Origin of the sequence: Pseudomonas reactans, assembly GCF_013385825.1 — a bacterium.
In the GTDB taxonomy this organism is placed as follows: Bacteria; Pseudomonadota; Gammaproteobacteria; order Pseudomonadales; family Pseudomonadaceae; genus Aquipseudomonas; species Aquipseudomonas reactans.
On the sequence record NZ_JACAPG010000014.1, the window covers coordinates 382,207 to 406,473 of the forward strand.

Here is a 24,267-nt window from a genome sequence, read left to right on the forward strand (position 1 = left end):
CCATGGCCCATACCTTCACGCCGTCCTCCCTTGGCCCGCGCGCCGGGCACTTGAACCTCGATAGCCTGGCCGCCATCGAAGCCCGTGTAGAACTCGCAGCTTGCCTGCAACTGGCGGCGCTGCATGGCATGGAAGAAGGCATCTGCAATCACTTTTCGGCGACGGTGCCGGGGCATGACGATCTGTTTTTCGTCAATCCGTTCGGCTACGCCTTCGAGGAAATCACCGCCTCCCGTCTGCTGGTGTGTGATTTCCACGGCAACGTGATCGACGGCGACGGCACGCCGGAAGCCACGGCGTTCTACATCCACGCCCAGCTGCATCAACAGCAGCCGCGCATCAAGGCGGCGTTCCATACCCACATGCCGAATGCGACGGCACTGTGCCTGCTGCAAGGCCCGCCCTTGTTGTGGCTGGGGCAGACGGCGTTGAAGTTCTATGGGCGCACGGCGGTGGATGAGGATTACAAAGGCCTGGCGTTGGATAACGGTGAAGGTCAGCGTATCGCTGCAGCGTTGGGCGATGCTGACATTCTGTTCCTGAAGAATCACGGGGTGATGGTGGCCGCGCCGAACATCGCCGAAGCCTGGGATGATCTGTATTACCTGGAGCGTGCGGCCGAGGTGCAGTTGAAAGCCATGGCCAGTGGGCAGCCGCTCAAGCCGATCGACCCGGCGGTGGCGCAGGTGGCGTATGAGCAGATGCGTGAAGGCGACCCGGCGAGTGCGCGGGCGCATCTGGACAGTGCGATGCGGCGGTTGAAGCAGCGCGGTTCAGCGTTCGATCAATAACAAAATGGGGGCCTGGGCCCCCACTCTTTTGGTTACTGCGCGTTAGCCTTGGCCGCATCATTGATGATCGCCACCACCCGCGCCGGGTTCGACACCATCACCACGTGGGAAGCCCCCTTCACGTCCACGGTTTCCTTGGAGCCCGCACGGTCAGCCATGAATTTAAGCGCGGCCTCGGGAATATTTTTGTCCGCTGAACCGTATATGAAGTAGGACGGCACAGTTTTCCAGGCCGGGTCACCCGACGGTTCCTTCAGCGCGGCTTCGGTGATCGGGCGTTGGCCCGCCGCCATCAACTGGGCTTCCTTGGGCGCCACGTCGGCGGCGAACTGGCTGTTGAACTTGTCTTGCTGGATGTACAGGTCGGTCACGCCGTCCTTGGAGATCACGGGTTTGTCCAGGGTCGGGCCGAGGGTGCCGCCAGGGTAGCGGCCGGACAGCTCAAACGCGGTCTCGCCTTTTTCCGGGGCGAAGGCGGCGACGTAGACCAGCGCCTTGACCTTGTTGCTGCCGTGCACGGCGTTGGAGATCACCGAGCCGCCGTAGGAATGGCCGACCAGGATCACCGGGCCTTGGGTGTGCTCGACGATATCGGCCACATAGTCCGAGTCAGTCTTGACGCTGCGCAGCGGGTTGGCCACGGCGACCACCGGGTAGCCTTCGGCCTTGAGCCCGGCGATCACGCCGTTCCAGCTGGAGGCGTCGGCGAACGCGCCGTGCACCAGTACCACGGTGGCTTTCTGTGGGGCGGCAACACTGGCGGTGGCGACACCGAGGGCGAGTGCGCCGGTGATCAGGGCGGCGGCGACGCGGGAGAACTTGAAGGTTTTCATGAACGTTTGCTCCGTTGGGGTGGGCGCTCAAGGCGTTGAACGTGAGGCCATGATGCCGAAACGTGTTTTACAAATGGAGGCTAATAGTCGAAAATATGGCGCAGATCGTCTAAACAGATCGTTAATTGAAATCAGGTGAGTCATGGATCGTTTGTCCACACTGCTGGTGCACTTCGGCATCGATGCCGAGACCTTTCACAGCGGGCCGCTGCACGGCGCCCTCGACACCCGCGATCTGCAGCAGCGCGGCCGGGTCTACCTGCTCAAGGACGGCCAGGCCAGCCTGGAAATGCCCGACGGCACCCTGCGCATTCCCGAACCCAGTTTGGTACTGGTGCCGCGTCCCCTGCCTCATCGGCTGGTGGCGGCAAAGGCCGATCGCGCCGAGGTGGTAGCGGCTTCGTTGCGCTTTGATGGGGGCATCGATAACCCGTTGTCCGTGGCGCTGACCGACACCATCGTGATGCCGCTCAAGCAGATCCCGATGATCGCCGGCACGCTGGACTGGCTGTTCGATGAAGCCTTCGCCGAACACTGCGGACGCGAGGCAGTGATGAACCGGCTGTTCGAGCTGATGGTGATTCAGTTCCTGCGCCACATGATGGCCTATCACAGCATGACCACCGGCATGATGTCGGGCCTGGCTGACCTGCGCCTGGCGCGGGCCATGACCCTGTTGCACAACAACCCCGAACGCCCATGGACTGTGCAGGAAATGGCGATAGAGTCGAACATGTCTCGGGCCAGTTTCGCCGCGCACTTCCATAAAGTGGTCGGCCAGACACCGGCCGACTATGTGCTGAGCTGGCGCGTGAGCCTGGCGCAGAAACGTCTGCGTGAAGGTCGCCCCATCGCCCTGATCGCCGATGAAGTCGGTTACGAAAGCCCCTCAGCGCTGGCCCGTGCGTTCCGGCGCAAGATCGGCACCAGCCCCCGGGAATGGCTGCAGTTGCAGGCGCCGCTACGGGTCCAGCACGCCGCCGCTGTAGCTGTCGGATAAACGTGTACCGGTGAACTTGGCGACCACCGAGCCTTGCGCCACCAGGCGTTCGCGGTGGCGTGTGACTAGCCGCCCGGCCTGGGCGGCGTGCAGGGTCACTTCGGAGGTCGGGTCACCGAGGCGGCCGATAATGCGTGCGAAACGCTGGCCTTCTTCCAGGTCATCGCCCAGGCCCTTTTCGAACACCAGTACGCCGGCGCAAGGGGCAAGGACGGTTTCCATGCAGCCCATGTCAACCACGTCGCCTTGCCATTCAGCAATGTCGGCCACCTCGTCGATCACACCGTTGATGCACAGCCAGGCCCACAGCCCATCCGCGTCCTGTTGCGCCAGGGCGTCACTGACGTCTGCCTGCCCGCGCAGTTCAATAGTGGCGGCCAGTTGCGGTGAAGCGTGGTTGATGAGGGTTTCTTCAAAGGAGCCATCACCGCCTTCATCCCAGACAATCACCAGGTCCACCTGCAATGCTGCCGCCAGTGCCAGACCTTGTTCGGGCCAGAATCTGCGGTGGATGTAGAGGTAGGGCAGCGCCTCGTCGTCGGTGTGCAGGTCTAGAATCAAGTCGGCATCGGCGGCCAGTTGCACCAGGCGTTTCTGCCATTGCGCCAGGTTGCTCGCCGGGCGCGCCATGGCCAGCGAACAATCGAAAGCACGGTTGAAGTTCTGCCCGGTGGCTTCGTGGAAACGCCCGAGCAGGCGGCCCTGGCGAAACTGGCCGATGCCAAAGGGATTGGCTTGGGGCACCACCGTGACCGTGCCCTTGAGTCGGCCCTGCTCGGCGCACGCCTGCAAGCGCGGCAGCAGTTGATGCAGCACCAGCATCCCGGCGATTTCGTCGGCGTGCACACCGGCCTGCAGGTGCACCTTGGGCCCGCAGCCGTCGCCGTCGAAACGCCAGGCGCCGATGTGCAGCACATTGCCGGAATCGCCCGTTACCTGCCACGAAAGGTCTTTCGCCATGCCTTGCCCTCCTCTGATCAATTAATCGGTAGAGATTGAACACATGTTCAACTAACCTGAGCGCTGTGCTGTTCCATCCAAGGCCTGCCCATGACCCCCGAGCTGCCCAAACTGCGCCGTGCCGATCCCGACGAACGCCGGGACCTGCTGATTGCTGCCACCCTCACCTGCCTGGCGCGCGATGGGCACGCGGGGATTTCCGTGCGCCGTATCGCTTCCGAGGCCGGGGTGTCGGTGGGGTTGCTCAACCACCATTTCGGCAGCATCGACGCGCTGATTGCCGAGACCTACCACAAGCTGGCCAACGAACTGACCAGTGCCCTCTGGGCGCACGTGGAACAGGCCGAAGGCCCTGCTGCGCGCCTGGATGCATTCCTCAGCGCCTCATTCTCGCCCCGGGTCATGGACCCCGACCTGCTGGGCGTGTGGGTGGTGTTCTGGAGCCTGATCCGTCACTCGCCCCATGTGAACCAGTCCCACGAAAACAGCTACCACGCCTACCTGGCATTAATCCAACAACTGCTGGACGATCTGGCCCGCAGTGAAAACCTGGTGATCCACGACAGCCACCTGGCCGCCATCGGCTTATCGGCGATGCTCGACGGACTCTGGCTCGAGGGGTGCCTCAACCCCGGCACCTTCAGCCCCGCCAACGGCCTGCACATCTGCCGCTGCTGGGTACAGGGGTTGCGTCAGGGTGCATTCGGCGCCGACCACGTCCTGTGACACCGGATGCCGTGCGCTGAGCATGGCCAAGGTGCCGCTGATGGCGATCAGCACCGCGCCGATGATCAGCGAGCCATCCATCAATGTGCCCCACACCAGGCTCGACAGGAGGAACGCCCAGATCAGCCCGGTGTATTCGAATGGCGCGAGTAAGGTTGCCGTGGCGCGGCGAAAGCTGGCAAACAGCAGGAATTGCCCGATGCCGCCAACCAAGCCGGCCGCCAACATGCCCAGCCAGGCCGGCGCGGGCGCCGGTGTGTGAGTCCAAGGCAAGGTCACGCCCATGCACAGCACAAACACCACGTTGGTGATCAGCATTTGCTCCAGCACCGAGCTGCTCGGGTCGACCTGGCGCAACTGGATATAGGTAAACGCCCAGCACAACGCCGCGCCCAACGTCAGGGCGATGGGCCACGGGTCGAGCATATGCGTGGGACGGCAGGCGATGACCACCCCGACAAAGCCGATGATCAACGCGATCCATTGGCCCCGGCTGGCGCGCTCCTTGAGGATCAGCGCAGCCAGCAGCGTGACCATGATCGGCGCAGAAAAGTACAGCGTGGTCATTTCCGCCAGGCTCAGGTCCTTGGCCGCTGTGTAATACAGCAACCACGCGAGCAACGACAACAGCCCGCGAATGATCAGCAAGCGCCGGCTCACCGACGTCCAGGCACTGCGCACCAGGCCTATGCGCCCAGCGATCAAGCACGCGACCACTACCACCAGGCTGCGCCAGAACAGAATGGTGAACACCGAGTAATCGGCCACCAGCCACTTGACCACCGCGTCCTGCAACGCCAGGAACAAATAGGCCAGCGAACACAGGGCAATCCCTTGCAACGAGCGGTCCTGTTTCATCCGGCCGACCTGCGCAGCGGCGTACCGCGCCGTTCGGCGATGGCGTAGACCCCTTCGATGAGGAAGGTCAGGCACAGGTAGACCGCCGCCACCAGCAGCAACGGCTGGTAGATCTGCAAGGTCTGCGCGCGGACCACGTTGGCCGCGCCCAACAGGTCGACCACGGCAATGGTCGAGGCCAGCGCGGTGGACTTGAGCAACATCACCGTCTCCCCCGCCAGCGTTGGCAACAGCAAGCGCATCGCCCGAGGCAAACGCACGCGCAGCAGCGCCTGGCGTGGCGTCATGCCGAATGCCGAGGCGGCTTCCATTTCGCCCTTGGGCACCGCCAGCAGGCCACCGCGAATCACTTCGCCGACGTAGGCACCCACCGACAACACCAGGGCAAACACGATGTACCAGTAACCGTCACGCAAGTACGGCCACAGAAAGCTGCCGCGAATCATCGGAAACTGCGCAAACAGGCTGCCCAGCCCGTAGTAGAAAATGTAGATCTGGATCAGCAGCGGCGTGCCGCGCAACACGCTGGTGTAGGCCAGCGCGCCACGGGCCAGCCATTTGCGCCGCGACAAGCGCGCCAGCGCCACCAGCACCGCCAGCGCGAAACCCAACACCGCCGAGATCACCAGCAGCGACAAGGTGGTCTGCAAGCCTTTGGCGATCAGGCCGGCGTAGTAACTTATCCATTCAGGCATGGCTCGCTCACTCGACAACCGGCATCCAGCGACGGATACGTCGCTCCAGGCGCCCGGACAGGTAGTTGGAAGCCAGCGTCACCAGGTAATACAAGGCGGCGGCCGTGAGGTAGAACAGCAAATACTGACGGGTCGAGCCCGCCGCCTGCTTGGCGGTGTACAGCAACTCGTTGGTGCCGACCACGCTGATCAAGGCGCTGTCCTTGATCAGGTTGATCCACAGGTTGGACATACCGGCCAGGGCGAATGGCGCCATGATCGGCAAGGTCACGCGGCGGAACAGGCCAAACCCGCTCAAGCCAAACGCCCGAGCCGCTTCGATCTGGCCGTGGGGAATTGCCAGGATTGCCGCGCGGAAAATCTCCGAAGCGTACGCGCCCTGCACCAGGCCCAACACCAGGATCGCCACCAGCGGGCCGCTGATGTTCATCTGCTCAAAGCCCAGCCACAGCATCAGCGCATTGAGGCCCATGGAACCGGCGTAATACAGCAGCAGGATCAGCAGCAGTTCCGGCACCGCACGAAACACCGTGGTGTAGCCGCGCATCAGCAGCGCAATCGGGCGTGGCGCACTGAGCTTGGCGCAGGCCACCACCAGGCCGATCAGCAAACCCACCGCAAACGAGCCGGCGGATATTTGCAGGGTCATCCATAACCCTTTGAGCAACGCATTGCCCCACCCTTGTTCGCCGAAGCTTAAGAGGTCGAGCATTATTCGGTCTTCTGGGCGACTTGTTGATAGGGGGTGTCACAGGTCTTGCTGACAAACGCCGGGGTGTCGCCGCGCTTGCACGGGCTGACCGACAGGCCGAAATAGTGCTGCGACAGGTCGTCGTAGTCCTTGCTCACCAGCAATTCGCCGATGGCTTTATCCAGCCGGGCCTTGAGCGCAGTGTCTTCCTTGCGCAAGCCGGCGCCGACGCCACGGCCGATGATCGGGTCGTAAGGCACGCTGGCAATATGCGCCAGGCCGCTGGCTTCCGGGGTCTTGACCATCATGGCGATGGCGGTGTCGTCGGCCATCATGTAGTCGATACGCCCGGCAATCAGGTCGGCGTTGGCCGATTCCTGGGTGTCGTAGTACTTCAGGTCCGCGATGTTTTCGTAGTACTTCTTCAGGTAGTTGGCACTGACCGTGGAGATCTGCACGCCGATCAACTTGCCCTTGAGGCCCGCCGGGGAGATCTCGACTTCGCTGCCTTTAGGCCCGGCGACGCCTAACAGGGAATCATAGTAGGCGCGGCTGAAAGCGATCTGTTTTTCACGCTCATCGGTCACTGACATCGATGAAAAAATCACGTCGATCTTCTTCGCCAGCAACGAGGGAATAATGCCGTCCCACGCCACTTCCTTGATCTGGCACTCGGCTTTCATGCCTTCGCAGAGCTTGTGGATCAGGTCCACTTCAAAGCCGGACCATTGGCCGTTGCCGCCTTTAACGGTGAAGGGCGGATAGGGTTCCGCGGCGACCGCAAACACGATGGGCTTTTCCGCCGCCTGGGTGAAACCTGCAGCCAACATCAACACAGCACTGCTCAACCACGTTGCCATACGCTTGGATTTCATGATTTTGCCCCGTCTTTTTATGGAGTTAGCGAGTTTGATGCGCGTTGACGAACTGTCGACAACGTTCACTGCGTGGGTCGATAAACACCGCATCCGGCGAGCCGGTTTCTTCGATCATGCCTTGGTGCAGAAACGCCACTTTCGACGACACGTCCCGGGCGAACGCCATTTCATGGGTGACCAGGATCATGGTGCGGCCCTCTTCCGCCAGGGAGCGGATAACGCGCAGCACTTCGCCCACCAGTTCCGGGTCGAGGGCCGAGGTGGGTTCGTCGAACAGCATGACTTTGGGACGCATGGCCAACGCACGGGCGATCGCCACCCGCTGCTGTTGGCCGCCGGAGAGGAACGCCGGGTATTCGTTGCGCTTGGCGGCCAGGCCGACGCGGTCGAGCAAGGCTTCGGCGCGTTCGATGGCCTCGGCGCGGCTTTCGCGCAGGACCTGGGTGGGGGCTTCGATAAGGTTTTCCAGAACTGTGCGGTGCGGCCACAGGTTGAAGTTCTGGAACACCATGCCCAGGGTCGAGCGGATGCGTACCAGTTGTTTGGCATCTGCGACCAGGGGCGCGCCGGGCCGGCCGTAGTTGAGCTTGATGCTTTCGCCGTCCACATGGATGCTGCCCTGGTCCGGCACTTCGAGCATATTGATGCAGCGCAGCAAAGTGCTTTTGCCCGAGCCGCTGGCGCCGATCAGCGAGATCACGTCGCCTTCGTGGGCCGTGAGGGAAATGCCTTTGAGCACTTCGATATTGCCGAAGCGCTTGTGCAGGTCGATGACCTCGATCATCTTTTTGGCTGGGGCTGGCTGCACCACTTCGATCCTGGGCGTCGCCGCACTTCGCGGTTCACCGGCCAGCTTGGCGACAAATTGCACGATGCGTTGGCAGGCTTCGCTCAGGCGCTCTTCACCCAGGGTGAACGACAAGCGCACGAAGCCCTGGGCCGGCTCGCCAAAGGCGGCGGCGTCGAGTACCGAAACCCCAGCTTCCCGAAACAGGCGCCAGGCAAAGTCGAGGGAGCCCAAGCCGGTGCCGCGCACATCCACCAGCACAAACATCCCGGCTTGCGGCGTCTGCACCGTGATGCCAGGGCATGCACTGAGCCCCGCTACCACCAGGTCGCGTCGGCGCCGATAGATCTCGCGCATGCCCTGTGTCACCTCGTCATGGGCCAGCACAGCGGCAGTCGCGGCTTCCATTACGAAGCCCGGCAGCCCGTAGAGCATGCTGAGCACCAGGGTCTCGGCGTGGGCGACCATCTGCGGCGTGGCGATGATCCAGCCGATGCGCCAGCCGGTCATGGCATGGGACTTGGAAAGGCTGCCAATCACCACGCAACGCTCGGCCATGCCCGGCAACGCCGCGAGGCTGTGGTACTCACCGTCGAACACCAGGCTTTCATAGACCTCATCCACCACCACCCACAGGTCGTGGGCGATCGCCAGGTCGGCAATGACTTGTAGCTCGTGGGGGTTGAGCACCACGCCGGTGGGGTTGTTCGGGTTCGAGAAGAATATCGCCCGCGTACGCGGTGTGATGGCTGCGCCGAGCAACTGGGCATCCAGGCGAAAGCCGGACTCAGGCGAACAGGGCACACGGACCAGTGTCGCGCCGCTGGCCTTGAGCGTGGCCTCGTAGGTGACGTACATCGGGTCGAGCACCAGCACTTCATCGCCGGCCTGCAGCAGGCACAGGGAGGTCACGAACAAGGCGTTCTGTGCACCGGCCACGCTGATCACGTTTTCGACATTCAGTGGACGGCCCAGGGTCTGGCTGTAGCGTGCCGCAATGGCATCGCGCAATGCCGGGCGACCGGGAATTTCGGTGTAGTGGGTGTCACCTTCGCGCAAGGCACTTATGGCCGTGTCGGTAATGAAGGATGGCGTGGCAAAGTCCGGATCGCCAACGCTGAGGATGATGATGTCTTCGCCCTGGCTGGCCGCCTGGAACGCGGCGTGGTGGATGTCCCAGGCGGCTACGCCCTGCCCTGCAATTCGTTCGACGAAGGGGGAAAACCGCATGCCAGAGCCTCTCGTTCAAGAAGAAACAGCGCGAACCCGTTACGTGACAAACGGGTGGATGCGGTCAACATAGTTCAAACTGAACAGTCGTTCAATGGGTAAATCCACGGCCGTGTCGTTTATGCTCCAAAGAGGTCGTTGTGGTGATTTTTGTCGGTTTACAGTTGGCTCATCAGGCCGCAGCGATAGTCTTGCAGTTCGCCGGCTGAGCCGAGGTTCAGCTCGCTCAACGTGACATGGGTGCTCAGCAGCACAAAATTGCCATCGGCACGCGCTGCCATCAGCAGGCTGTACTGGCTCATCGAGTCGCCCTGGGCGTCTACGTAATCACGCAACACTGCCAGCGGATCACGCAGCCCGGCCTCGGTTGCCGACAGCAGCCGGGCGCTGTAGGTGTGTCCCATCAGTTGCACCGGCAGCGTCCGCCATTGCTCATCCAGCACTTGCTGATTGAGGGCGATGTAGACGTCCGGGCGCAGGCAGGCGATATGCACGTGCAACTGGTTCTGGGAGCGGCCATAGCGAGAGTTGATCGCCACCGACACGAACTGATCGTCAATCGGTTTTTTCAAGCCGTCAGACAACACCCGGCGATGTTGCCAGGCCTGGGTGAAGTAATGCGGCAGCAGTTCGCGGCCGAGAGCCGGGTCTTCAATACCGGTGACCTTGTCCGCCGGCATCAGCAGGTCATGCAGCGGGCCGTTGCGGTCTTTGTACAGGACGTACCCCCGGTCCAGGTCCACCGTCAGGCAAGGGTCGGGCTTGAGCTGCTGTTGCTGGTTGGGCACGCATTGCTGGCTGACGGTTTGCCACAAGGCATCCGGGTTGCCCCGCCACTTCCAGGCCCCCACGAGCACTAACCCACAGAGCAAACCACCAGTGATCGTGAATACGGAACCGCGTTTCATGCAAAACCTCGACGTACAGGGATGTTGTGTGTGTTGCTGGCGACATCCCTGTCGCAGGGTTAACGCTTGGGCGGGGCCATAAATTCCGGGCCGATCGGATCTTTTATCGTGTTGGCCAGGATACGGTCGATATGCGTCAGGTCTTCGGGCGTCAGGTGCCAACCGAAGGCTTCTTCGTAGCCCTTCAACTGCTCCGCCCGCCGGGCACCCCACAGGGCGATGGTCGGGCCTTGATCAAGCACCCAGCGCAGGGCCAGGGCCAGCACCGATTTGCCGTGGCACTCGCGGGCATACATATCCAGTGCGGCCACGGCGGCCAGGTAGTGTTCAAAACGCGGCGCCTTGAACTTGGGGTCAAGCGTGCGCACATCATCGCCGGCAAAGCGCGTGGCGGAATGCATGCTGCCGCTGAGCAACCCTCGGCACAGCGGACCGTAGGCCAACACCACCAGCGAATGCTGTTTGGCATAGGGCAGGATGTCGCTGTCGATGGCCCGTTCGAACAGGTTATAGGGCGGCTGCACCGTAGCCAGCGCGGTGTGCTGGCTGAAATCGTCCATCTGCGCGGAAGAATAGTTACTCACGCCGACCGCGAGGATCTTGCCTTCCCGGCGCAGGCGTTCCAGTTCATCGGCGGTTTCTTCCTGGGCCACCAGCGGGTCGGGCCAGTGGATCTGGTACAGGTCGATATAGTCGGTTTGCAGGCGTACCAGGGAGTCCTCGACTTCTTTGCGGATGCGCTGGGCCGTGGCGTTGCGCCGGGGGGTGCCGGTGTCCCATTGCAGCCCGGCCTTGGTCGCGATCACCGCGCTGTGGCGCACGCCACGCAGGGCTTTGCCGATCAGCTCTTCGGACAGGCCAAAGCCGTACACCGGCGCGGTGTCGATCAGGTTGATACCGATTGCCAGGGCATGGCGCAGGGTGCGGATGGCTTGTTCATTGTCCGCCCCACCCCACAGGTGCCCGCCCATGGACCAGGTGCCGAGGGCAATCCGCGAGACCGCTTGGTCGATGCCGACAATTCTGATGGTCTCAACGTGCATAAAAAAATCCCGTAGCGCGCAATAATGCTTAGAAAAACAATTACTCTAAGTCATCCACGGTTGAATCGGGCTCAACGCCGCATGCAGCCGAATTCCTGCTCAAGAGACTTGAAATGGCTGCTTTCAACCGTTCCGAATTGGCTGATCTCAACGTGTTCATGGCGATCATCCGCCGCCGCAGCTTCCGCCACGCCGCCCATGAACTGGGCGTGACCACCTCGGCGTTGAGCCACACCATGCGCAACCTGGAAACCCGCTTGGGCGTGAAGCTGCTCTACCGCACCAGCCGCGCGGTGGAACCCACCGATGCCGGCACGCTACTGGCGGAAAAACTCATCCAGGGGTTTGCCACCATCAAGGACGGCCTCGACACCCTGGAGCTGTACCGCGAGGCACCGATCGGCCGGCTGCGCCTGAATGTGCCACGGGACGCGGCGGTCTTGCTGTTGGCGCCGATTCTTGGGGATTTTTGCGCCGCCTACCCGCAACTGCGCCTAGACCTGATCGTGCAGGACCAGATGATCGATATCATCGCTGAAGGTTACGACGCGGGTATCCGCTACGGCGCCACCGTGCCCCAAGACATGGTCGCCGTGCCGCTGACCGGCGAGCTGCGCTGGATCATGGTCGCCTCCCCCGCCTATCTTGCTCGAAGCGCAACGCCGCAGGAGCCCAAAGACCTGCTGCAACACAGTTGCATCCGCATGTACCTGGGGGACAAGACCACCTATAAATGGGAATTGGGCAACGGCGCACGGCAACAACGCATCGACGTGCCCGGCCACTTCAGCGCGGCCGACACTGAAACAATCGTCAATGCCGCGCTGCAAGGGGTGGGGATTGCCTACTGCCTGTCCAACCGCGTGGAGCTGGAACTCAAGGAGGGGCGCTTGCTGGAAGTCATGCCCGACTGGGCCTGCATGGGCGAGCCGTTGTGCATGTATTACCCCAGCCGGCGCCAGTCACAGCCGGGGTTACGGCAGTTGATGGATATGATTCGCCTGAAGACCATCGGTTCGCAATTGATCCAATCACATTGAACCGGTGACGCGCCGCAGTCCTCCAAGCTGAACAGACCACGGCCCGGTACACGTTCGATGACTTTTATTTTGTGGATGGCCGTACTGGGCGCCGTGTTGCTCACGCTCGCCCTCACCTCTTCCTATCTGCGCTGGATGCCGGTCACGACCTCGGCGGTGTGCCTGCTGCTGGGCGTGGGAATTGGCCCCCTTGGCGTAGACCTGCTGCACCTGGACATCCAGCACTCCGCACGCTGGATGGAGCACCTCACGGAAGTCGCAGTGCTGTTTTCGCTGTTTGTCAGCGGCTTGAAACTGCGCCTGCCGCTCAAGCACCGTACCTGGCGCATCGCGTTTGGCATGGCCGGGCCGGTGATGCTGCTGACCATCCTGGGGATCAGCCTCGCGCTGCATTACCTGTTTACGCTGTCGTGGGGCGTGTCGCTGCTGGTGGGCGCGATACTGGCGCCAACGGATCCGGTGCTGGCAGGCCTGGTGCAGGTCAATAACGCTCAGGATTACGACCCGCTGCGCTTCGGATTGTCCGGCGAAGCGGGCTTGAACGATGGCACCGCCTTTCCCTTTGTGATTTTTGCCCTGATGTTCATGCAACACGGCGGGTTTGACGGCGATTGGCTGGGCGGTTGGGTGTTGAAGAACTTGTTGTGGGCGGTGCCCGCCGGGTTGTTGATCGGCTACTGGATGGGCCGGGGCATCGGCCGCGCGACGTTGTGGCTGCGCATCACCAACAGTGACAGCACGCTCTCGCCCAATGACTACCTGACCCTCGCTCTGATTGCGCTGGCCTATGTGGTCGCGGAGGCAGTGGGCGGTTATGGCTTTCTGTCCGTGTTTGCGGCCGGACTTGGTTTGCGCCAGGCGGAATTCCGCTCCACCGGACACTCAAAAACGCCTTCGGAGCATCTGGCGTTGCCGGTGGTGGGCCATTTGGAAGTCGAGCCGGACCGCGCGTTGCAAGGGGATGTGAGCGAACTGAAGGACACCCAGATCGCCGCTGGCGTCATGATGGGCGACATGCTGTCATTCGGCAGCCTGGTGGAGCGCTCGATGGAGGTGTTCCTGGTGACGGTACTGGGGATCGTGCTGATAAGCCACTGGGATTGGCGCGCATTGCCGATGGCGGCGCTGTTGTTTTGCGTGATTCGGCCGATCAGTGTGCTGGCGATGCCGTGGGGTCGCCTGATTGATCGTCAGCAGCGCAGCCTAATGGGATGGTTCGGCATTCGCGGGATAGGCAGCATTTACTACCTGTTTTACGCGCTCAATCACGGACTGATTGGCACCAGCAGCGCCGTGGCGGTGAACCTGACCTTGTCGGTGATCGCCCTGAGCATCGTCGTTCATGGCCTGAGTACCCAGCCTATGCTGATGTGGTATGAACGACGTGCTCGGGTGAATACTCAGTCTTGACGCTCGGTGTTACCCACATCCGCCGCTTCATCCAGATCGTTGAGCGGCACTTCTGCATCGTCCATCAATGAACCAGGGTCTTCATTACCGGGATCGTTGAGTTCATCGTCGAGTTCTTTGGACATGACCGTCTCCTCTAACCGCCTTGGGTGTCGATATCGGCATCGGTTTCAGGCTTGGGCTCAGGCTTGGGCTTGAAGTCTGGACTGTAGTCGTTTTCCTTGGCCTTGGGATCTTTTGCTGGCACCGGGTCTTTGGGCGCATCGGCACCGGTGGCGGGTTGTTTGTCTGTGCTCATGGCTTACCTCTCGGAAAATGTCGCCTGGGTAGAGTTAAGGTCATGCCCGGGGTGATGAAGTTCCATCGGCTTACGACCCTGGATTGTCGACCTGGATGTAGAACGAATAAGTGGCGAGCAATACCCAGAACACCATGAACAGCCACGGCGCGCGCATGGAGAACAGCAGCGACTTGCGGTAGCCCTTGTGCGACGACTCCATCTCGGAAAACAGCGGCGATTCGTCGTACGCCATGCCCATCACCGGCTCGCTGCGCAACAGCTCGCTTTGCTTGAAGTGCCAGTGATCGATGATGTCATACGCCGCGCGGATCCCTGGCCAGGCGTTGAGGGAGCTGAGGATGCCCAGCGCCGCGAGGAAGATCGGCACCACCACCGTGAACAACTTGCCCCACTCGGGGTTGAGGTTGCCCATGCCCGACACAAAGGCGATCACCAGGAACGACTGCGCGGTGAGGTAGGCGTCAGTGCGGTTGGCGAGGATGGTGGTTTCGTACTGGATTTCGCGCCGGTAAAAGTCGAGGCGGTCCTTGGGCGAGCCGAAGATCTTGGCGTTGTGCTCGCTGTGATCGGTCAGGCTCGATTCCGGGGTGTGCGGTGAGATGATTCTGGGCACGGCGGTGCTCCATGCGGGTTCGTGTGCCGTTAGAAGAATCAGGGGCGGTTGAAGTTCAAGTTTGTTCATGCACCAAATTGGAGCACGGGTAGCCCCATGAATGGGAGCACTGGCCTGTTTGAATGGGCCCCTGCCCAACAAATGGAGGGTTTGCGGTATTCCGGCACAAGCATTGCTTTATCCATTCATCTGCCCGGATACAGGAGCATTGGTTACCCCCCGACCCAGAGCCGACCCCATAAGAAAGTAAGGACCAGGCCCATTGGCACCCACCGCCACGGGCTCATAAAAAATGCGTTTTTTGAAACGGCAGTGCCACCCCTGTTCCTCTCGGCACTGACAAGGTACTGGAATGGCTCGATCTTTCTTTGATGAAATGAATGACGCAAACGGCGTATGCCGTGCGCATTACCAGGATTTTTCCCGCTGGCTGGCGAATACGCCGCCGGAACTGCTGGCCCAGCGTCGCCGTGAAGCCGATTTGCTGTTCCACCGCGCCGGAATCACCTTCACCCTGTATGGCGACGAGCAAGACACCGAGCGCCTGATCCCCTTCGACATCATCCCCCGCAGCATCCCCGCCAGTGAGTGGAGCGTGATCGAACGCGGCTGTATTCAGCGCGTCAATGCGCTGAACATGTTCCTCGCCGACATCTACCACGACCAGCGCATCATCAAGGCCGGGATCATTCCGGCAGATCAGGTGCTGGGCAACGAGGGTTACCAGAAAGCCATGGTCGGCCTGGACCTGCACCGCGACATCTATTCGCACATTTCCGGCGTGGACTTGGTGCGCGACGGTGACGGCACCTACTACGTGCTGGAAGACAACCTGCGCACCCCCAGCGGCGTGAGCTACATGCTCGAAGACCGCAAGATGATGATGCGCCTGTTCCCCGAGGTGTTCGCCAAGCAGCGCATCGCGCCGGTGGACCACTACCCCAACCTGCTACTCAAGACCCTGAAAAGTTCAAGCCGCCTGGACAACCCCAACGTGGTGGTACTGACGCCGGGCCGCTTCAACAGCGCGTTTTTCGAGCATGCGTTCCTGGCCCGTGAAATGGGCGTTGAGTTGGTGGAAGGCGCGGACCTGTTCGTGCAGGACCTCAAGGTGTTCATGCGCACCACCGACGGCCCCAAGCCGGTAGATGTGATCTACCGGCGTATCGACGACGCTTTCCTCGACCCCAAGGCCTTCAACCCGGAGTCGATGCTCGGCGTTCCCGGCCTGGTCGCCGCCTATTGCGCCGGCAATGTGGTGCTGGCCAATGCCATCGGTACCGGCGTGGCCGACGACAAGTCGATCTACCCCTATGTGCCGGAAATGATCCGTTTCTACCTGGATGAAGAACCGGTGTTACAGAACGTACCGACTTTCCAGTGCCGCAAGCCGGATGAACTGTCCCACGTGCTGGCCAACCTGCCGGAACTGGTGGTCAAGGAAACCCAGGGCTCCGGCGGCTACGGCATGCTGGTCGGTCCGGCCTCCAGCGCCGCCGAGATCGAGGATTTCCGCCAACGCATCAAGGCCAGGCCCCACGCCTACATCGCCCAGCCGACCCTGAGCCTGTCCACCTGCCCGACCTTTGTCGAAAACGGCATCGCCCCACGGCATATCGACCTGCGGCCCTTTGTGCTCTCAGGCAAGGAAACCCGCCTGGTGCCCGGTGGCCTCACCCGCGTGGCGCTGAAGGAAGGCTCGTTGATCGTCAACTCGTCGCAAGGCGGCGGAACCAAGGACACCTGGGTGGTGGAGGGCTGAGTATGTTGAGTAGAACCGCCGCAGATTTGTACTGGATGTCCCGTTACCTGGAACGCGCCGAGAACCTGGCGCGCATGCTTGAAGTCAGTTATTCCCTGTCGTTGATGCCCCAGGCCGGGCGCAGTGATGGGCTGGATGAGCTGGCCATGTCGTTGCTCAGCAGTGGCACCCTCGACAGCTACCTGGAACGTCATAAACAGCTGGACGCCGAGCGCATGCTGCACTTTTTTGCCCTCGACGAAGAGAACCCCGCCAGCATCTACAACTGCCTGCGTGCCGCCCGCGGCAATGCCCATGCGGTACGCGGGCGCATCACCGCCGACATGTGGGAAAACCTCAACGCCACCTGGCTCGAAATGCGCAGCATCGCTGCCGGCGGCTTGGCGCGGCATGGCATCAGCCACTTCTGTGATTGGGTCAAGCAGCGCTCGCACCTGTTCCGGGGAGCGACGTCGGGGACGATCATGCGCAATGACGCCTATCGGTTTATCCGCCTCGGCACCTTTGTCGAGCGCGCCGACAACACCCTGCGCTTGCTGGATGCGCGCTACGAAATGTTTGGCGAGGAGTCGGAAGAAGTCAGCGACTTGTCGGCACGCGGTTATTACCAGTGGAGCGCCCTGCTCCGCGCGTTGTCGTCGTTCGAGGCGTATACCGAGCTGTACCCCAACGCGCTGAATGCCCGCTCCGTGTCCGAGTTGCTGCTGCTGCGCAGTGATGTGCCGCGTTCGTTGCACGCCTGCATTGAGGAATTGAGCCATATCCTGGCCGACCTGCCCGGCAGTTATGGGCGTACGGCGCAGCGTCTGGCCGCTGAGTTTGAAGCGCGGCTGAGGTATACCGGGATCGATGAGATTCTTGAGGAGGGATTGCACGCCCGTCTAACGGACTTTATCGACACCGTGCGCGAGTTGGCGCGGGCGATTCACAGCTCATACCTGGAGATGGTCTAAGTGCGTTTAGGTCACTTATCTGTAATTTAGGGTGATTGACCCTGTTTGGATACCGCTCTTATGTTGGGCAGGTGAAATGCCTTCCCATCATAAGAACAGGTACAGAACATGTCCGAACTCACGCTCAACCCTGCGGCTGCACACACCCTGCAACGCTGGCACGCCATGTTGGCCAATCGTGACCTCAAGGCCCTGCCCGAACTGTTGGCGCCCGACGCCGTCTTCCGCTCGCCTATGGCTCATACGCCCTACCCCGGCGCGCCTGTGGTGTCGATGATCCTCAATACGGTGATCAACGTCTTCGAAGACTTCACCTATCACCGTGAACTCGCCACCGGCGATGGGCTGAGTGTGGTGCTGGAATTCAGCGCGCGCGTGGGCGACAAGCAGCTCAAGGGCATCGACCTGATCCGCTTCAACGAACAAGGGCAGATCATCGAGTTTGAAGTGATGATCCGCCCGTTGAGCGGGCTGCAAGCCCTGGGTGAGGAAATGGGCCGCCGCCTGGCGCCTTACCTGGCCAAGGCCAAAGGCTGATTACTGGTTTTTCACCAGCACCGGCTCGGCGCTGTATTGCTGTGGGAACAGCTTTTTCAGTTGCGCCACTTTTGGCAGGTCGTTGATCACGATGTAGGGGTAAGACGGGTTCTCGGTGAGGAAGTCCTGATGGTAGGACTCCGCCGGGAAGAACGCCTTACCCATTTCGATCTGGGTGACGATGGGTTTGTCGAAGGATTTAGCGGCATCCAACTGGGCGATGTAGGCCTGGGCGACTTTTTGCTGCTCGGCATTCTGCGCGAAGATTGCAGATCGGTATTGGGTGCCGGTGTCCGGCCCCTGGCGGTTGAGTTCGGTGGGGTTGTGGGCGACCGAGAAGTAGATCTGCAGCAGTTTGCCGTAGCTGACTTTACTCGGGTCGTAGGTGACGGACACGGACTCGGCGTGGCCGGTATCGCCTTCACTGACGGCCTCATATTGCGCGGTACTCGCCGCCCCACCGTCGTAGCCGGACACGGCGTTTTTTACCCCTTGCACGTGCTGGAATACCCCCTGTACACCCCAGAAGCAGCCGCCGGCGAACACGGCGGTTTGCAAGTTGCCTGAGGTTGCAGACAGGTCCAGGGCCGGTGGCGCGATGACGACGGCATCGTCGGAGGCGCCGAAGGAGAAGGCTGAGCTTTGGCCGACGAAGGCAGCGAAGGCCAGTGCGGGCAGGTATTTGAATACATTCATGACAGGCACTCCGGGTTAACCAAAGGTGAAGGCATACGCCGACACGTTGGGGTCGAGGAATTCGATGGTGAAGGTGCGGTCTTGCACGGCGCCCGGCTGACGCACAAGCTGATACAAGCGCTGTTCGGTGACGGTGCCGCTGCCATCCGGGGCCACGTCGGTGCCATGGGCGTCGGCTGGGGCCTGGCCATCGATCGTGACTTTGAAGCGCACCGGTTTTCCATCGGCGCCAGGACCGAGCACCAGATGCAGGTCACGGGCATGGAAGCGGTAGGCGATGCGCCCGCCGGCCTGGTCGAGGGTGGCTTGCTGACCACCGACGTTCCATTGGCCTTCCAGGGTCCAGTTGTTCAGGGCCAGGGGGCCGGATTTGACGAAGTTTTCGGCGCGCTGGGCGCCCAGGTAGGTTTCCGGCGACTGCACTTCGTTCATGTCCGGCGCTTGCTGCACGCCCTTGGCGTCGGCTTCGATCAAACCACCTGCAACGTGCTGGGCACCAGCTTCACGCAGCAACTGCTGGATCACCCGCTCCGATTCGGCATAGTCGCCTTCGCCAAAATGGTGATAGCGGATCTGCCCCTTGGCATCGGCAAAGTAATGGGCCGGCCAGTACTGGTTGTTGAACGCGCGCCAGACCTTGTAGTTGTTGTCGATGGCCACTGGGTAGTTGATGCCCAAGTCCTTCATGGCCTTGGTCACGTTGTTCACGTCGCGTTCAAAGGCGAATTCCGGCGCATGCACGCCAATCACCACCAGGCCCTGGTCGCGGTACTTGTCGGCCCAGGCTTTCACGTACGGCAAGGTGCGCAGGCAGTTGATGCAGGAGTAGGTCCAGAAATCCACCAGCACCACCTTGCCCTTGAGTGCTTCGGCGCTGAGTGGCGGGCTGTTGAGCCATTGCACGGCGCCGTCCAGGGGCGGCAGCGCACCTTCGATAGGCAGGGTGTCGCTGTGGTTGGCGGCGGCCATCATTGCGCCCCCCGCCATCATCGCCCCACCCTTTTGTTCCGGTTTGGTGCTGAACCTGTCCACCAGGCGCTGTTCCAGGCCACCGGTGGACGCCGTCGACAGCCGCGACAGCACGCCGGTGTCCAGGCCCAGCGCAATGGCGGCCACCCCGGCCAGCATCAACGCACCCAGGCCCCGGCGCAGCCATTCACCGGCGCCGAGGGACTTCTTCATGAAACCGAAGACTTTACCGCCGACCAACAAGGCCAGCGCGAGGGAGGTCGCAGCCCCGGCGGCGTAAGCCAGCAAGAGCAAGGTAGTACCGATGCTGGCGCCCTGCAGTGCAGCGCCGGTGAGCACCAGTCCCAGGATCGGCCCGGCGCACGGTGCCCACAGCAACCCCGTGGCGACGCCGATCAGGAACGAGGCGCCCGGACGCGGCCTGACGTCGGCCCCGGCGGCTTGCGACAAGCGACTGCCGGCGGCCACCAACGGACGCGTCAGACGTTCCGACAGTTGCGGCAACAACAGCGTTAAGCCGAACAGCGCAACGCACAGCAACGCGAGCCAGCGACCGTATTGATTGACTTGCACCACCCAGCCGCCGCCCACCGCCGCGAGCGTTGCCACCAGGGCGAATGTCACCGCCATCCCCGCTAACAGCGGCAAGCCACTGCGCAAAAACGGCTGCCCGGTGCGAGCGAAGACAAAAGGCAGAACAGGCAGGATGCACGGGCTGACGATTGTCAGCACGCCGCCCAGGTACGCGAGAACCAGAAGCCACATGGCAGGGAACCTTATAAGAGAAAGACATCGGCTTAAGCCGCCGTGAACGTCATGGCGGCGCCGTTCATGCAGTAGCGCAGGCCGGTGGGTTGCGGGCCGTCATCGAACACGTGCCCTTGGTGACCGCCACAGCGACGGCAGTGGATTTCCTTGCGCACCACGCCGTAGGACGTGTCCCTGCGACTGGCAACGGCGTTATCCAGCGGCTGCCAGAAACTTGGCCAGCCGGTGTGGCTGTTGAATTTGGTGGTCGAGGAAAACAGCGGCAGTGCGCAGCCGGCACAGGCGAAGGTGCCAGTACGGTGTTCGTCGTTCAGCGCACTGGTGTAAGGGCGTTCGGTGCCCTCCTCGCGCAGGATTTCGTATTGCTCGGCAGTGAGCAGGCTGCGCCATTGCGCGTCGGTGTGGCTCACTTCGAAGGTTTCGGCCGCTTCGGCTTCGGTGACCAGGTCGAGCTGTTTGAGCAGGCCACCGGCCAGGACCGCGACCCCCAGGCCGCCACCGGCCAGGAGTAATTGTCGGCGTGAGTACATGGGGCATTCCTCCATAAGCTTTGAACCCATGCTGAGCCCTGGCCGGTCGCGGAATCCTCACGCAGAGTTAAACAATTCGTGATAACTACACTGTTGCAAAACCCGCACAATGCGCGGACTACAAGCGAAGGTTTCTCTTACATGGATCAGCCAAAACGTGTCCTGGTGGTCGAGGACGACGCCCATATCGCCGACCTGATCTGCCTGCACCTGCGTGATGAACAATTCCAGGTGGTGCACAGCGCCGACGGCACCGAAGGCCTGCGTCTGCTGGAGCAAGGCGGCTGGGACGCGCTGATCCTCGACCTGATGCTGCCCGGCGTCGACGGCCTGGAGATCTGCCGCCGCGCCCGCGCCATGACGCGCTACACACCGATCATCATCACCAGCGCGCGCTCCAGCGAATTGCACCGCATCCTCGGCCTGGAGCTGGGCGCAGATGACTACCTCGCCAAACCCTTTTCCATGCCGGAACTGGTTGCGCGGGTGAAGGCATTGTTACGCCGGGTCGACGCCATGGCGCGCAACCTGAAGATGGATGCTGGCAGCCTTGATCTCGGCCAATTGTTCATCAACCCGCTGACCCGTGACGCTACCCTGCAAGGCCAGCGCCTGGACCTCACGCCACGGGAATTCGACCTGCTGTACTTCTTCGCCCGCCAGCCGGGCAAGGTGTTCTCACGCATGGACCTGCTCAATGCGGTGTGGGGCTACAGCCATGAGGGTTATGAACATACGGTGAACACCCATATCAATCGCCTGCGCGCCAAGGTCGAAACCGACCCGGCCAACCCGGCGCGCATCCTCACGGTGTGGGGTCGCGGCTACAAGTTTGCCGAGAGCCCACCATGAAGCTGACACTGACCCAACGCCTGTCGGTGGTGTTCGCCGTGTTGTTGCTGATCTGCAGCGGCACCTCGGCCTGGCTGCAAGTGCGTTCCAACCACATGCATGAACTGGAGGTGGTGCAAGGCCTGTCCCGCGACCTGGCGGCGCACATTGCCCGCGACACGCAGTTGATGGATGCCGATGGCCTCAAGCCCGACGCGGTGCGTAATCTGTTCAGCCAGTTGATGCTGGTCAACCCGAGTGTCGAGGTGTACTTGCTCGACATCGACGGCCGTGTGGTCGGCAACGCCGCGCCCAGCGGGCATTTGCTGCGCGAGCAGGTTGACCTCGCACCCGTGCGGCGTTTTCTTGCCGGGTTCATGCTGCCGATCCTCGGTGACGACCCGCGCAGCCTCGATGGGCGCAAGGTGTTCAGCGCGGCGCCCCTCATGGCCGGCGGCCAGCAGACCGGTTTCCTGTACGTGGTGCTGCTCGGTGAGGCTCATGACGCCTACGACGCCAAGGACGCCACCGGCATGGCGTTGAAGATCGCACTGTGGTCCATCGGCCTGGTCGCCCTGCTCTGCTTGATGGCCGGCCTGATTGCGTTCGCCTGGATCACCCGCCCGCTGCGCCAGTTGACCGATAAAGTCGGCCAATTCGACATCAATGGCGCACCCAAAGCGGCTGAACCCGCTGCGTCGGAACTCACCAGCGGCGATGAAATTGCCGTGCTCGACCATGCCTTCGTGCAAATGGAAAACCGCCTGGGCGAACAGTGGCGTGCCATCACCCATCAGGACCAGGAACGCCGGGAAATGGTCGCCAATATCTCCCACGACCTGCGCACGCCATTGGCCTCGCTGCATGGCTATCTGGAAACCCTGTCGCTCAAGGATGCCAGCCTCAGCCCCGAAGAACGCCGCCGTTACCTCGGCATTGCCCTGGACCAGAGCCGCAAGGTTGGCGGTCTGGCCCAGTCATTGCTGGAGCTGGTGCGTCTGGAACACGGTTTTGTCCAGCCGGTGATCGAAGGGTTTTCATTACCTGACTTGGTGCAGGACATCTTCCAGAAATTCGAACTGACCGCCGAAGCACGCGGTATTACGCTCACCGCGACCTTGCCGCCGCAGGTGCCCAGGGTGCTGGCGGACCTGGGCCTGATCGAGCGAGTGCTGACCAACCTGCTGGATAACGCCCTACGCCATACACCGGTGAACGGCGAAATTGAGGTGACGTTGTCGCCGGAACCCAGCGCTGTCGCCGTCACGGTCAGCGACAGCGGCCCAGGCATCGACGCCGAGCTGCGCGAAGGCTTGTTCCTGCGCGCCTTCACCATCGGCGGCGCCCGTCGTGACGGCGGCCTGGGCCTGCGTATCGTGCACCGCATCCTGCAATTGCATGGGCGCAGCATTCGCCTGGTGGATCAGCCCGGTCGAGGGGCGACCTTTACGTTTTCCCTAGAAAGCCGAGCATCAGTGCGTTGACCTGTTGGGCTTGTTCGTTCTGGATCCAGTGACCACAGTTGGCCAGCACGTGCGGCTCAAGCTGCGGCACTGAATCCGGCATGCGCTTGAGCGTGTGGGCTTCGAAGACCCCGACCGGGTCGCGGTCGCCGATCAGGAACAGTGTGGGTTGCAGCACTTTCTGCCCAGCGAGGAACTCGGTGCGTAGCCAGTTGCGTTCGAAGTTGCGATACCAGTTCAGTGGGCCACGAAAACCGTGCTCGGCGAAGGTGTTCACATAAACGTCCAGATCCGCCTGGGAACACCATTGCGGCAATGCACCGGGCGCTGGAACACCTTCAAGCAAGGTCGCGCTTGCCGGCTTCTGCTGTAGAAACACATCCTGGTCCTGCATGAATAAACGCAAGGTGCGCTCGATATCAGCCTCCAGCTCCTGTTCGGCAACGCCGGGTGCCTGGAAGTACAGGATGTAGTTGAAGCGCTCGGCGTACAGCTCGCGCATGATTTCGATCACCGGCCGACGGGCGCGCCCAGCGAACGGCACGGACATCGTGATCAAGCGTGTGACACGCTCAGGCTCAAGCAAGGCCAGGTGCCAAGCCACCACGGCGCCCCAGTCATGGCCGACCATCACCACCTGCGTATGGCCGAAATGGTCCATGGCCTGCTGGATATCGGCGCATAGCGTCAGCAGGTCATAGTCGGCAATTTCAGCCGGTGAACTGCTGCCCCCGTAACCGCGCATTTGCGGGGCAAACACCCGATAACCCGCCGCCACAAGCGCGGGAATTTGCTCGCGCCACGAGTGCCAGCATTCCGGGAAACCGTGAAGCAGCCAGATCGGCGCACCCTGTTCGGGGCCCGCAACATGAACACTTAACTCAATACCGTTGACGCTGATGAGGTGCTGGCGCATGGGCATGGCCTTTTGAAGGTTTTTCCCAGCGTGGACCATGGCTGCTCAAGCCGCCAGCATCATTGACGACAGGAATGA

25 protein-coding genes and 1 pseudogene are annotated in these 24,267 nt (G+C 61.9%); 10 read left to right on the top strand and 16 right to left on the bottom strand.

The genetic code is table 11. The annotated features are described in order from the left end of the window. Positions 1-2 precede the first annotated feature (2 nt). On the top strand, positions 3-791 hold the full coding sequence (locus HX868_RS18355; protein ID WP_177003876.1) for an aldolase: 789 nt from the start codon (positions 3-5) through the stop codon (positions 789-791). A 32-nt stretch (positions 792-823) separates the two neighbouring features. Here HX868_RS18355 and HX868_RS18360 read toward each other — a convergent pair whose 3' ends face one another. Beyond that, positions 824-1,624, bottom strand: a complete 801-nt coding sequence (locus HX868_RS18360) for an alpha/beta fold hydrolase (RefSeq protein WP_177003877.1) — start codon at positions 1,622-1,624, stop codon at positions 824-826. A 142-nt stretch (positions 1,625-1,766) separates the two neighbouring features. On the opposite strand from HX868_RS18360, the gene HX868_RS18365 reads away from it, so the two are divergent. Beyond that, on the top strand, positions 1,767-2,624 hold the full coding sequence (locus tag HX868_RS18365; RefSeq protein WP_177003878.1) for an AraC family transcriptional regulator: 858 nt from the start codon (positions 1,767-1,769) through the stop codon (positions 2,622-2,624). On the opposite strand, the gene HX868_RS18370 is transcribed toward HX868_RS18365, so the two are convergent. Continuing rightward, positions 2,586-3,584: a M14 family metallopeptidase gene (locus HX868_RS18370; RefSeq protein ID WP_177003879.1), complete on the bottom strand. Its 999-nt coding sequence runs from the start codon at positions 3,582-3,584 to the stop codon at positions 2,586-2,588. The two genes, HX868_RS18365 and HX868_RS18370, sit on opposite strands and share 39 nt — an antisense overlap. A 90-nt stretch (positions 3,585-3,674) precedes the next feature. Here HX868_RS18370 and HX868_RS18375 point away from each other — a divergent pair. Next, positions 3,675-4,214: pseudogene (locus HX868_RS18375) on the top strand (TetR/AcrR family transcriptional regulator); the annotation flags it as partial. On the opposite strand, the gene HX868_RS30820 reads toward HX868_RS18375, so the two are convergent. From HX868_RS30820 to HX868_RS18405, 7 genes are all read right to left on the bottom strand, one after another. Further along, complete coding sequence (locus HX868_RS30820) at positions 4,170-5,168, bottom strand: DMT family transporter (RefSeq protein WP_246355548.1); 999 nt, start codon at positions 5,166-5,168, stop codon at positions 4,170-4,172. The pseudogene HX868_RS18375 and the gene HX868_RS30820 sit on opposite strands and share 45 nt — an antisense overlap. Then, positions 5,165-5,863, bottom strand: a complete 699-nt coding sequence (locus HX868_RS18380) for an ABC transporter permease (protein ID WP_028616125.1) — start codon at positions 5,861-5,863, stop codon at positions 5,165-5,167. Before HX868_RS18380 ends, HX868_RS30820 begins: the two co-directional genes overlap by 4 nt. A gap of 7 nt (positions 5,864-5,870) precedes the next feature. After that, complete coding sequence (locus HX868_RS18385; protein ID WP_095016212.1) at positions 5,871-6,575, bottom strand: ABC transporter permease; 705 nt, start codon at positions 6,573-6,575, stop codon at positions 5,871-5,873. After that, on the bottom strand, positions 6,575-7,429 hold the full coding sequence (locus HX868_RS18390) for a transporter substrate-binding domain-containing protein (protein WP_177003880.1): 855 nt from the start codon (positions 7,427-7,429) through the stop codon (positions 6,575-6,577). The genes HX868_RS18385 and HX868_RS18390 overlap by 1 nt, the downstream gene beginning before the upstream one ends. Before the next feature lie 25 nt (positions 7,430-7,454). Further along, the gene (locus HX868_RS31035; RefSeq protein ID WP_177003881.1) at positions 7,455-9,449 is read right to left on the bottom strand and encodes an aminotransferase class I/II-fold pyridoxal phosphate-dependent enzyme; all 1,995 of its coding nucleotides are present in this window, start codon (positions 9,447-9,449) and stop codon (positions 7,455-7,457) included. Between the two features lie 158 nt (positions 9,450-9,607). Then, positions 9,608-10,357 (bottom strand): CDP-diacylglycerol diphosphatase, encoded by a 750-nt coding sequence (locus HX868_RS18400; protein WP_177003882.1) that lies wholly within the window; start codon positions 10,355-10,357, stop codon positions 9,608-9,610. A gap of 59 nt (positions 10,358-10,416) precedes the next feature. Continuing rightward, positions 10,417-11,400 carry an aldo/keto reductase gene (locus HX868_RS18405; RefSeq protein WP_177003883.1) on the bottom strand — a complete coding sequence of 328 codons (984 nt, stop codon included), beginning with the start codon at positions 11,398-11,400 and terminating at the stop codon, positions 10,417-10,419. Between the two features lie 113 nt (positions 11,401-11,513). Between HX868_RS18405 and HX868_RS18410 the strand changes: the two genes are divergently transcribed. Together HX868_RS18410 and HX868_RS18415 are read left to right on the top strand one after the other, a co-directional pair. After that, a complete protein-coding gene (locus HX868_RS18410; RefSeq protein ID WP_177003884.1) occupies positions 11,514-12,440 on the top strand; it encodes a LysR family transcriptional regulator in 927 nt (308 codons plus the stop codon). Positions 12,441-12,497: 57 nt separating this feature from the next. Continuing rightward, positions 12,498-13,850, top strand: a complete 1,353-nt coding sequence (locus tag HX868_RS18415) for a cation:proton antiporter (RefSeq protein ID WP_177003885.1) — start codon at positions 12,498-12,500, stop codon at positions 13,848-13,850. On the opposite strand, the gene HX868_RS31040 is transcribed toward HX868_RS18415, so the two are convergent. From HX868_RS31040 to HX868_RS18425, 3 genes are all read right to left on the bottom strand, one after another. Further along, positions 13,841-13,975, bottom strand: a complete 135-nt coding sequence (locus HX868_RS31040; protein ID WP_256578575.1) for a hypothetical protein — start codon at positions 13,973-13,975, stop codon at positions 13,841-13,843. The genes HX868_RS18415 and HX868_RS31040 overlap by 10 nt on opposite strands. A gap of 11 nt (positions 13,976-13,986) precedes the next feature. Beyond that, a complete protein-coding gene (locus HX868_RS18420; protein ID WP_010210501.1) occupies positions 13,987-14,148 on the bottom strand; it encodes a hypothetical protein in 162 nt (53 codons plus the stop codon). A 70-nt stretch (positions 14,149-14,218) separates the two neighbouring features. Further along, positions 14,219-14,764, bottom strand: coding sequence for a hypothetical protein (locus HX868_RS18425; protein WP_177003886.1), 546 nt, complete (start codon positions 14,762-14,764; stop codon positions 14,219-14,221). A gap of 352 nt (positions 14,765-15,116) precedes the next feature. On the opposite strand from HX868_RS18425, the gene HX868_RS18430 reads away from it, so the two are divergent. The 3 genes from HX868_RS18430 to HX868_RS18440 all read left to right on the top strand — a co-directional run bounded on the left by HX868_RS18430 (position 15,117) and on the right by HX868_RS18440 (position 18,016). Further along, on the top strand, positions 15,117-16,526 hold the full coding sequence (locus HX868_RS18430; protein ID WP_028616117.1) for a circularly permuted type 2 ATP-grasp protein: 1,410 nt from the start codon (positions 15,117-15,119) through the stop codon (positions 16,524-16,526). A 2-nt stretch (positions 16,527-16,528) separates the two neighbouring features. Continuing rightward, the gene (locus HX868_RS18435) at positions 16,529-17,479 is read left to right on the top strand and encodes an alpha-E domain-containing protein (protein ID WP_016975680.1); all 951 of its coding nucleotides are present in this window, start codon (positions 16,529-16,531) and stop codon (positions 17,477-17,479) included. Positions 17,480-17,587: 108 nt separating this feature from the next. Next, on the top strand, positions 17,588-18,016 hold the full coding sequence (locus HX868_RS18440; protein WP_177003887.1) for a nuclear transport factor 2 family protein: 429 nt from the start codon (positions 17,588-17,590) through the stop codon (positions 18,014-18,016). Here HX868_RS18440 and msrA read toward each other — a convergent pair whose 3' ends face one another. From msrA to msrB, 3 genes are read right to left on the bottom strand one after another with little or no spacing between them, the layout of a single operon-like run. Beyond that, entirely contained in the window at positions 18,017-18,712 is a 696-nt protein-coding gene (msrA, locus tag HX868_RS18445; RefSeq protein WP_177003888.1) for a peptide-methionine (S)-S-oxide reductase MsrA, read from the bottom strand. It lies immediately after the preceding gene. Positions 18,713-18,727: 15 nt separating this feature from the next. Then, positions 18,728-20,446 (bottom strand): cytochrome c biogenesis protein DipZ, encoded by a 1,719-nt coding sequence (locus HX868_RS18450; RefSeq protein WP_177003889.1) that lies wholly within the window; start codon positions 20,444-20,446, stop codon positions 18,728-18,730. 32 nt (positions 20,447-20,478) lie between these two features. Next, positions 20,479-20,979 (bottom strand): peptide-methionine (R)-S-oxide reductase MsrB, encoded by a 501-nt coding sequence (msrB, locus tag HX868_RS18455; RefSeq protein WP_016975676.1) that lies wholly within the window; start codon positions 20,977-20,979, stop codon positions 20,479-20,481. Between the two features lie 141 nt (positions 20,980-21,120). On the opposite strand from msrB, the gene HX868_RS18460 reads away from it, so the two are divergent. Both HX868_RS18460 and HX868_RS18465 read left to right on the top strand, forming a co-directional pair. After that, positions 21,121-21,831: a response regulator transcription factor gene (locus tag HX868_RS18460; RefSeq protein WP_016975675.1), complete on the top strand. Its 711-nt coding sequence runs from the start codon at positions 21,121-21,123 to the stop codon at positions 21,829-21,831. Then, entirely contained in the window at positions 21,828-23,294 is a 1,467-nt protein-coding gene (locus tag HX868_RS18465) for a sensor histidine kinase (RefSeq protein WP_177003890.1), read from the top strand. The genes HX868_RS18460 and HX868_RS18465 overlap by 4 nt, the downstream gene beginning before the upstream one ends. Here HX868_RS18465 and HX868_RS18470 read toward each other — a convergent pair. Further along, positions 23,257-24,189 carry an alpha/beta fold hydrolase gene (locus HX868_RS18470; RefSeq protein WP_177003891.1) on the bottom strand — a complete coding sequence of 311 codons (933 nt, stop codon included), beginning with the start codon at positions 24,187-24,189 and terminating at the stop codon, positions 23,257-23,259. The genes HX868_RS18465 and HX868_RS18470 overlap by 38 nt on opposite strands. Between the last annotated feature and the right edge of the window lie 78 nt (positions 24,190-24,267).

Bases quoted from the DNA above. Each gene is read 5' to 3' on its own strand.
- HX868_RS18430 (WP_028616117.1), top strand. From the start codon at position 15,117: ATGGCTCGATCTTTCTTTGATGAAATGAATGACGCAAACGGCGTATGC.
- HX868_RS18360 (WP_177003877.1), bottom strand. From the start codon at position 1,624: ATGAAAACCTTCAAGTTCTCCCGCGTCGCCGCCGCCCTGATCACCGGC.
- HX868_RS18420 (WP_010210501.1), bottom strand. From the start codon at position 14,148: ATGAGCACAGACAAACAACCCGCCACCGGTGCCGATGCGCCCAAAGAC.
- msrB (WP_016975676.1), bottom strand. From the start codon at position 20,979: ATGTACTCACGCCGACAATTACTCCTGGCCGGTGGCGGCCTGGGGGTC.
- HX868_RS18415 (WP_177003885.1), top strand. From the start codon at position 12,498: ATGACTTTTATTTTGTGGATGGCCGTACTGGGCGCCGTGTTGCTCACG.
- HX868_RS18365 (WP_177003878.1), top strand. From the start codon at position 1,767: ATGGATCGTTTGTCCACACTGCTGGTGCACTTCGGCATCGATGCCGAG.
- HX868_RS18465 (WP_177003890.1), top strand. From the start codon at position 21,828: ATGAAGCTGACACTGACCCAACGCCTGTCGGTGGTGTTCGCCGTGTTG.
- HX868_RS18460 (WP_016975675.1), top strand. From the start codon at position 21,121: ATGGATCAGCCAAAACGTGTCCTGGTGGTCGAGGACGACGCCCATATC.
- HX868_RS18400 (WP_177003882.1), bottom strand. From the start codon at position 10,357: ATGAAACGCGGTTCCGTATTCACGATCACTGGTGGTTTGCTCTGTGGG.
- HX868_RS18435 (WP_016975680.1), top strand. From the start codon at position 16,529: ATGTTGAGTAGAACCGCCGCAGATTTGTACTGGATGTCCCGTTACCTG.
- HX868_RS18405 (WP_177003883.1), bottom strand. From the start codon at position 11,400: ATGCACGTTGAGACCATCAGAATTGTCGGCATCGACCAAGCGGTCTCG.
- HX868_RS31035 (WP_177003881.1), bottom strand. From the start codon at position 9,449: ATGCGGTTTTCCCCCTTCGTCGAACGAATTGCAGGGCAGGGCGTAGCC.
- HX868_RS18390 (WP_177003880.1), bottom strand. From the start codon at position 7,429: ATGAAATCCAAGCGTATGGCAACGTGGTTGAGCAGTGCTGTGTTGATG.
- HX868_RS18355 (WP_177003876.1), top strand. From the start codon at position 3: ATGGCCCATACCTTCACGCCGTCCTCCCTTGGCCCGCGCGCCGGGCAC.
- HX868_RS31040 (WP_256578575.1), bottom strand. From the start codon at position 13,975: ATGTCCAAAGAACTCGACGATGAACTCAACGATCCCGGTAATGAAGAC.
- HX868_RS18440 (WP_177003887.1), top strand. From the start codon at position 17,588: ATGTCCGAACTCACGCTCAACCCTGCGGCTGCACACACCCTGCAACGC.
- HX868_RS18380 (WP_028616125.1), bottom strand. From the start codon at position 5,863: ATGCCTGAATGGATAAGTTACTACGCCGGCCTGATCGCCAAAGGCTTG.
- msrA (WP_177003888.1), bottom strand. From the start codon at position 18,712: ATGAATGTATTCAAATACCTGCCCGCACTGGCCTTCGCTGCCTTCGTC.
- HX868_RS30820 (WP_246355548.1), bottom strand. From the start codon at position 5,168: ATGAAACAGGACCGCTCGTTGCAAGGGATTGCCCTGTGTTCGCTGGCC.
- HX868_RS18450 (WP_177003889.1), bottom strand. From the start codon at position 20,446: ATGTGGCTTCTGGTTCTCGCGTACCTGGGCGGCGTGCTGACAATCGTC.
- HX868_RS18385 (WP_095016212.1), bottom strand. From the start codon at position 6,575: ATGCTCGACCTCTTAAGCTTCGGCGAACAAGGGTGGGGCAATGCGTTG.
- HX868_RS18370 (WP_177003879.1), bottom strand. From the start codon at position 3,584: ATGGCGAAAGACCTTTCGTGGCAGGTAACGGGCGATTCCGGCAATGTG.
- HX868_RS18470 (WP_177003891.1), bottom strand. From the start codon at position 24,189: ATGCGCCAGCACCTCATCAGCGTCAACGGTATTGAGTTAAGTGTTCAT.
- HX868_RS18410 (WP_177003884.1), top strand. From the start codon at position 11,514: ATGGCTGCTTTCAACCGTTCCGAATTGGCTGATCTCAACGTGTTCATG.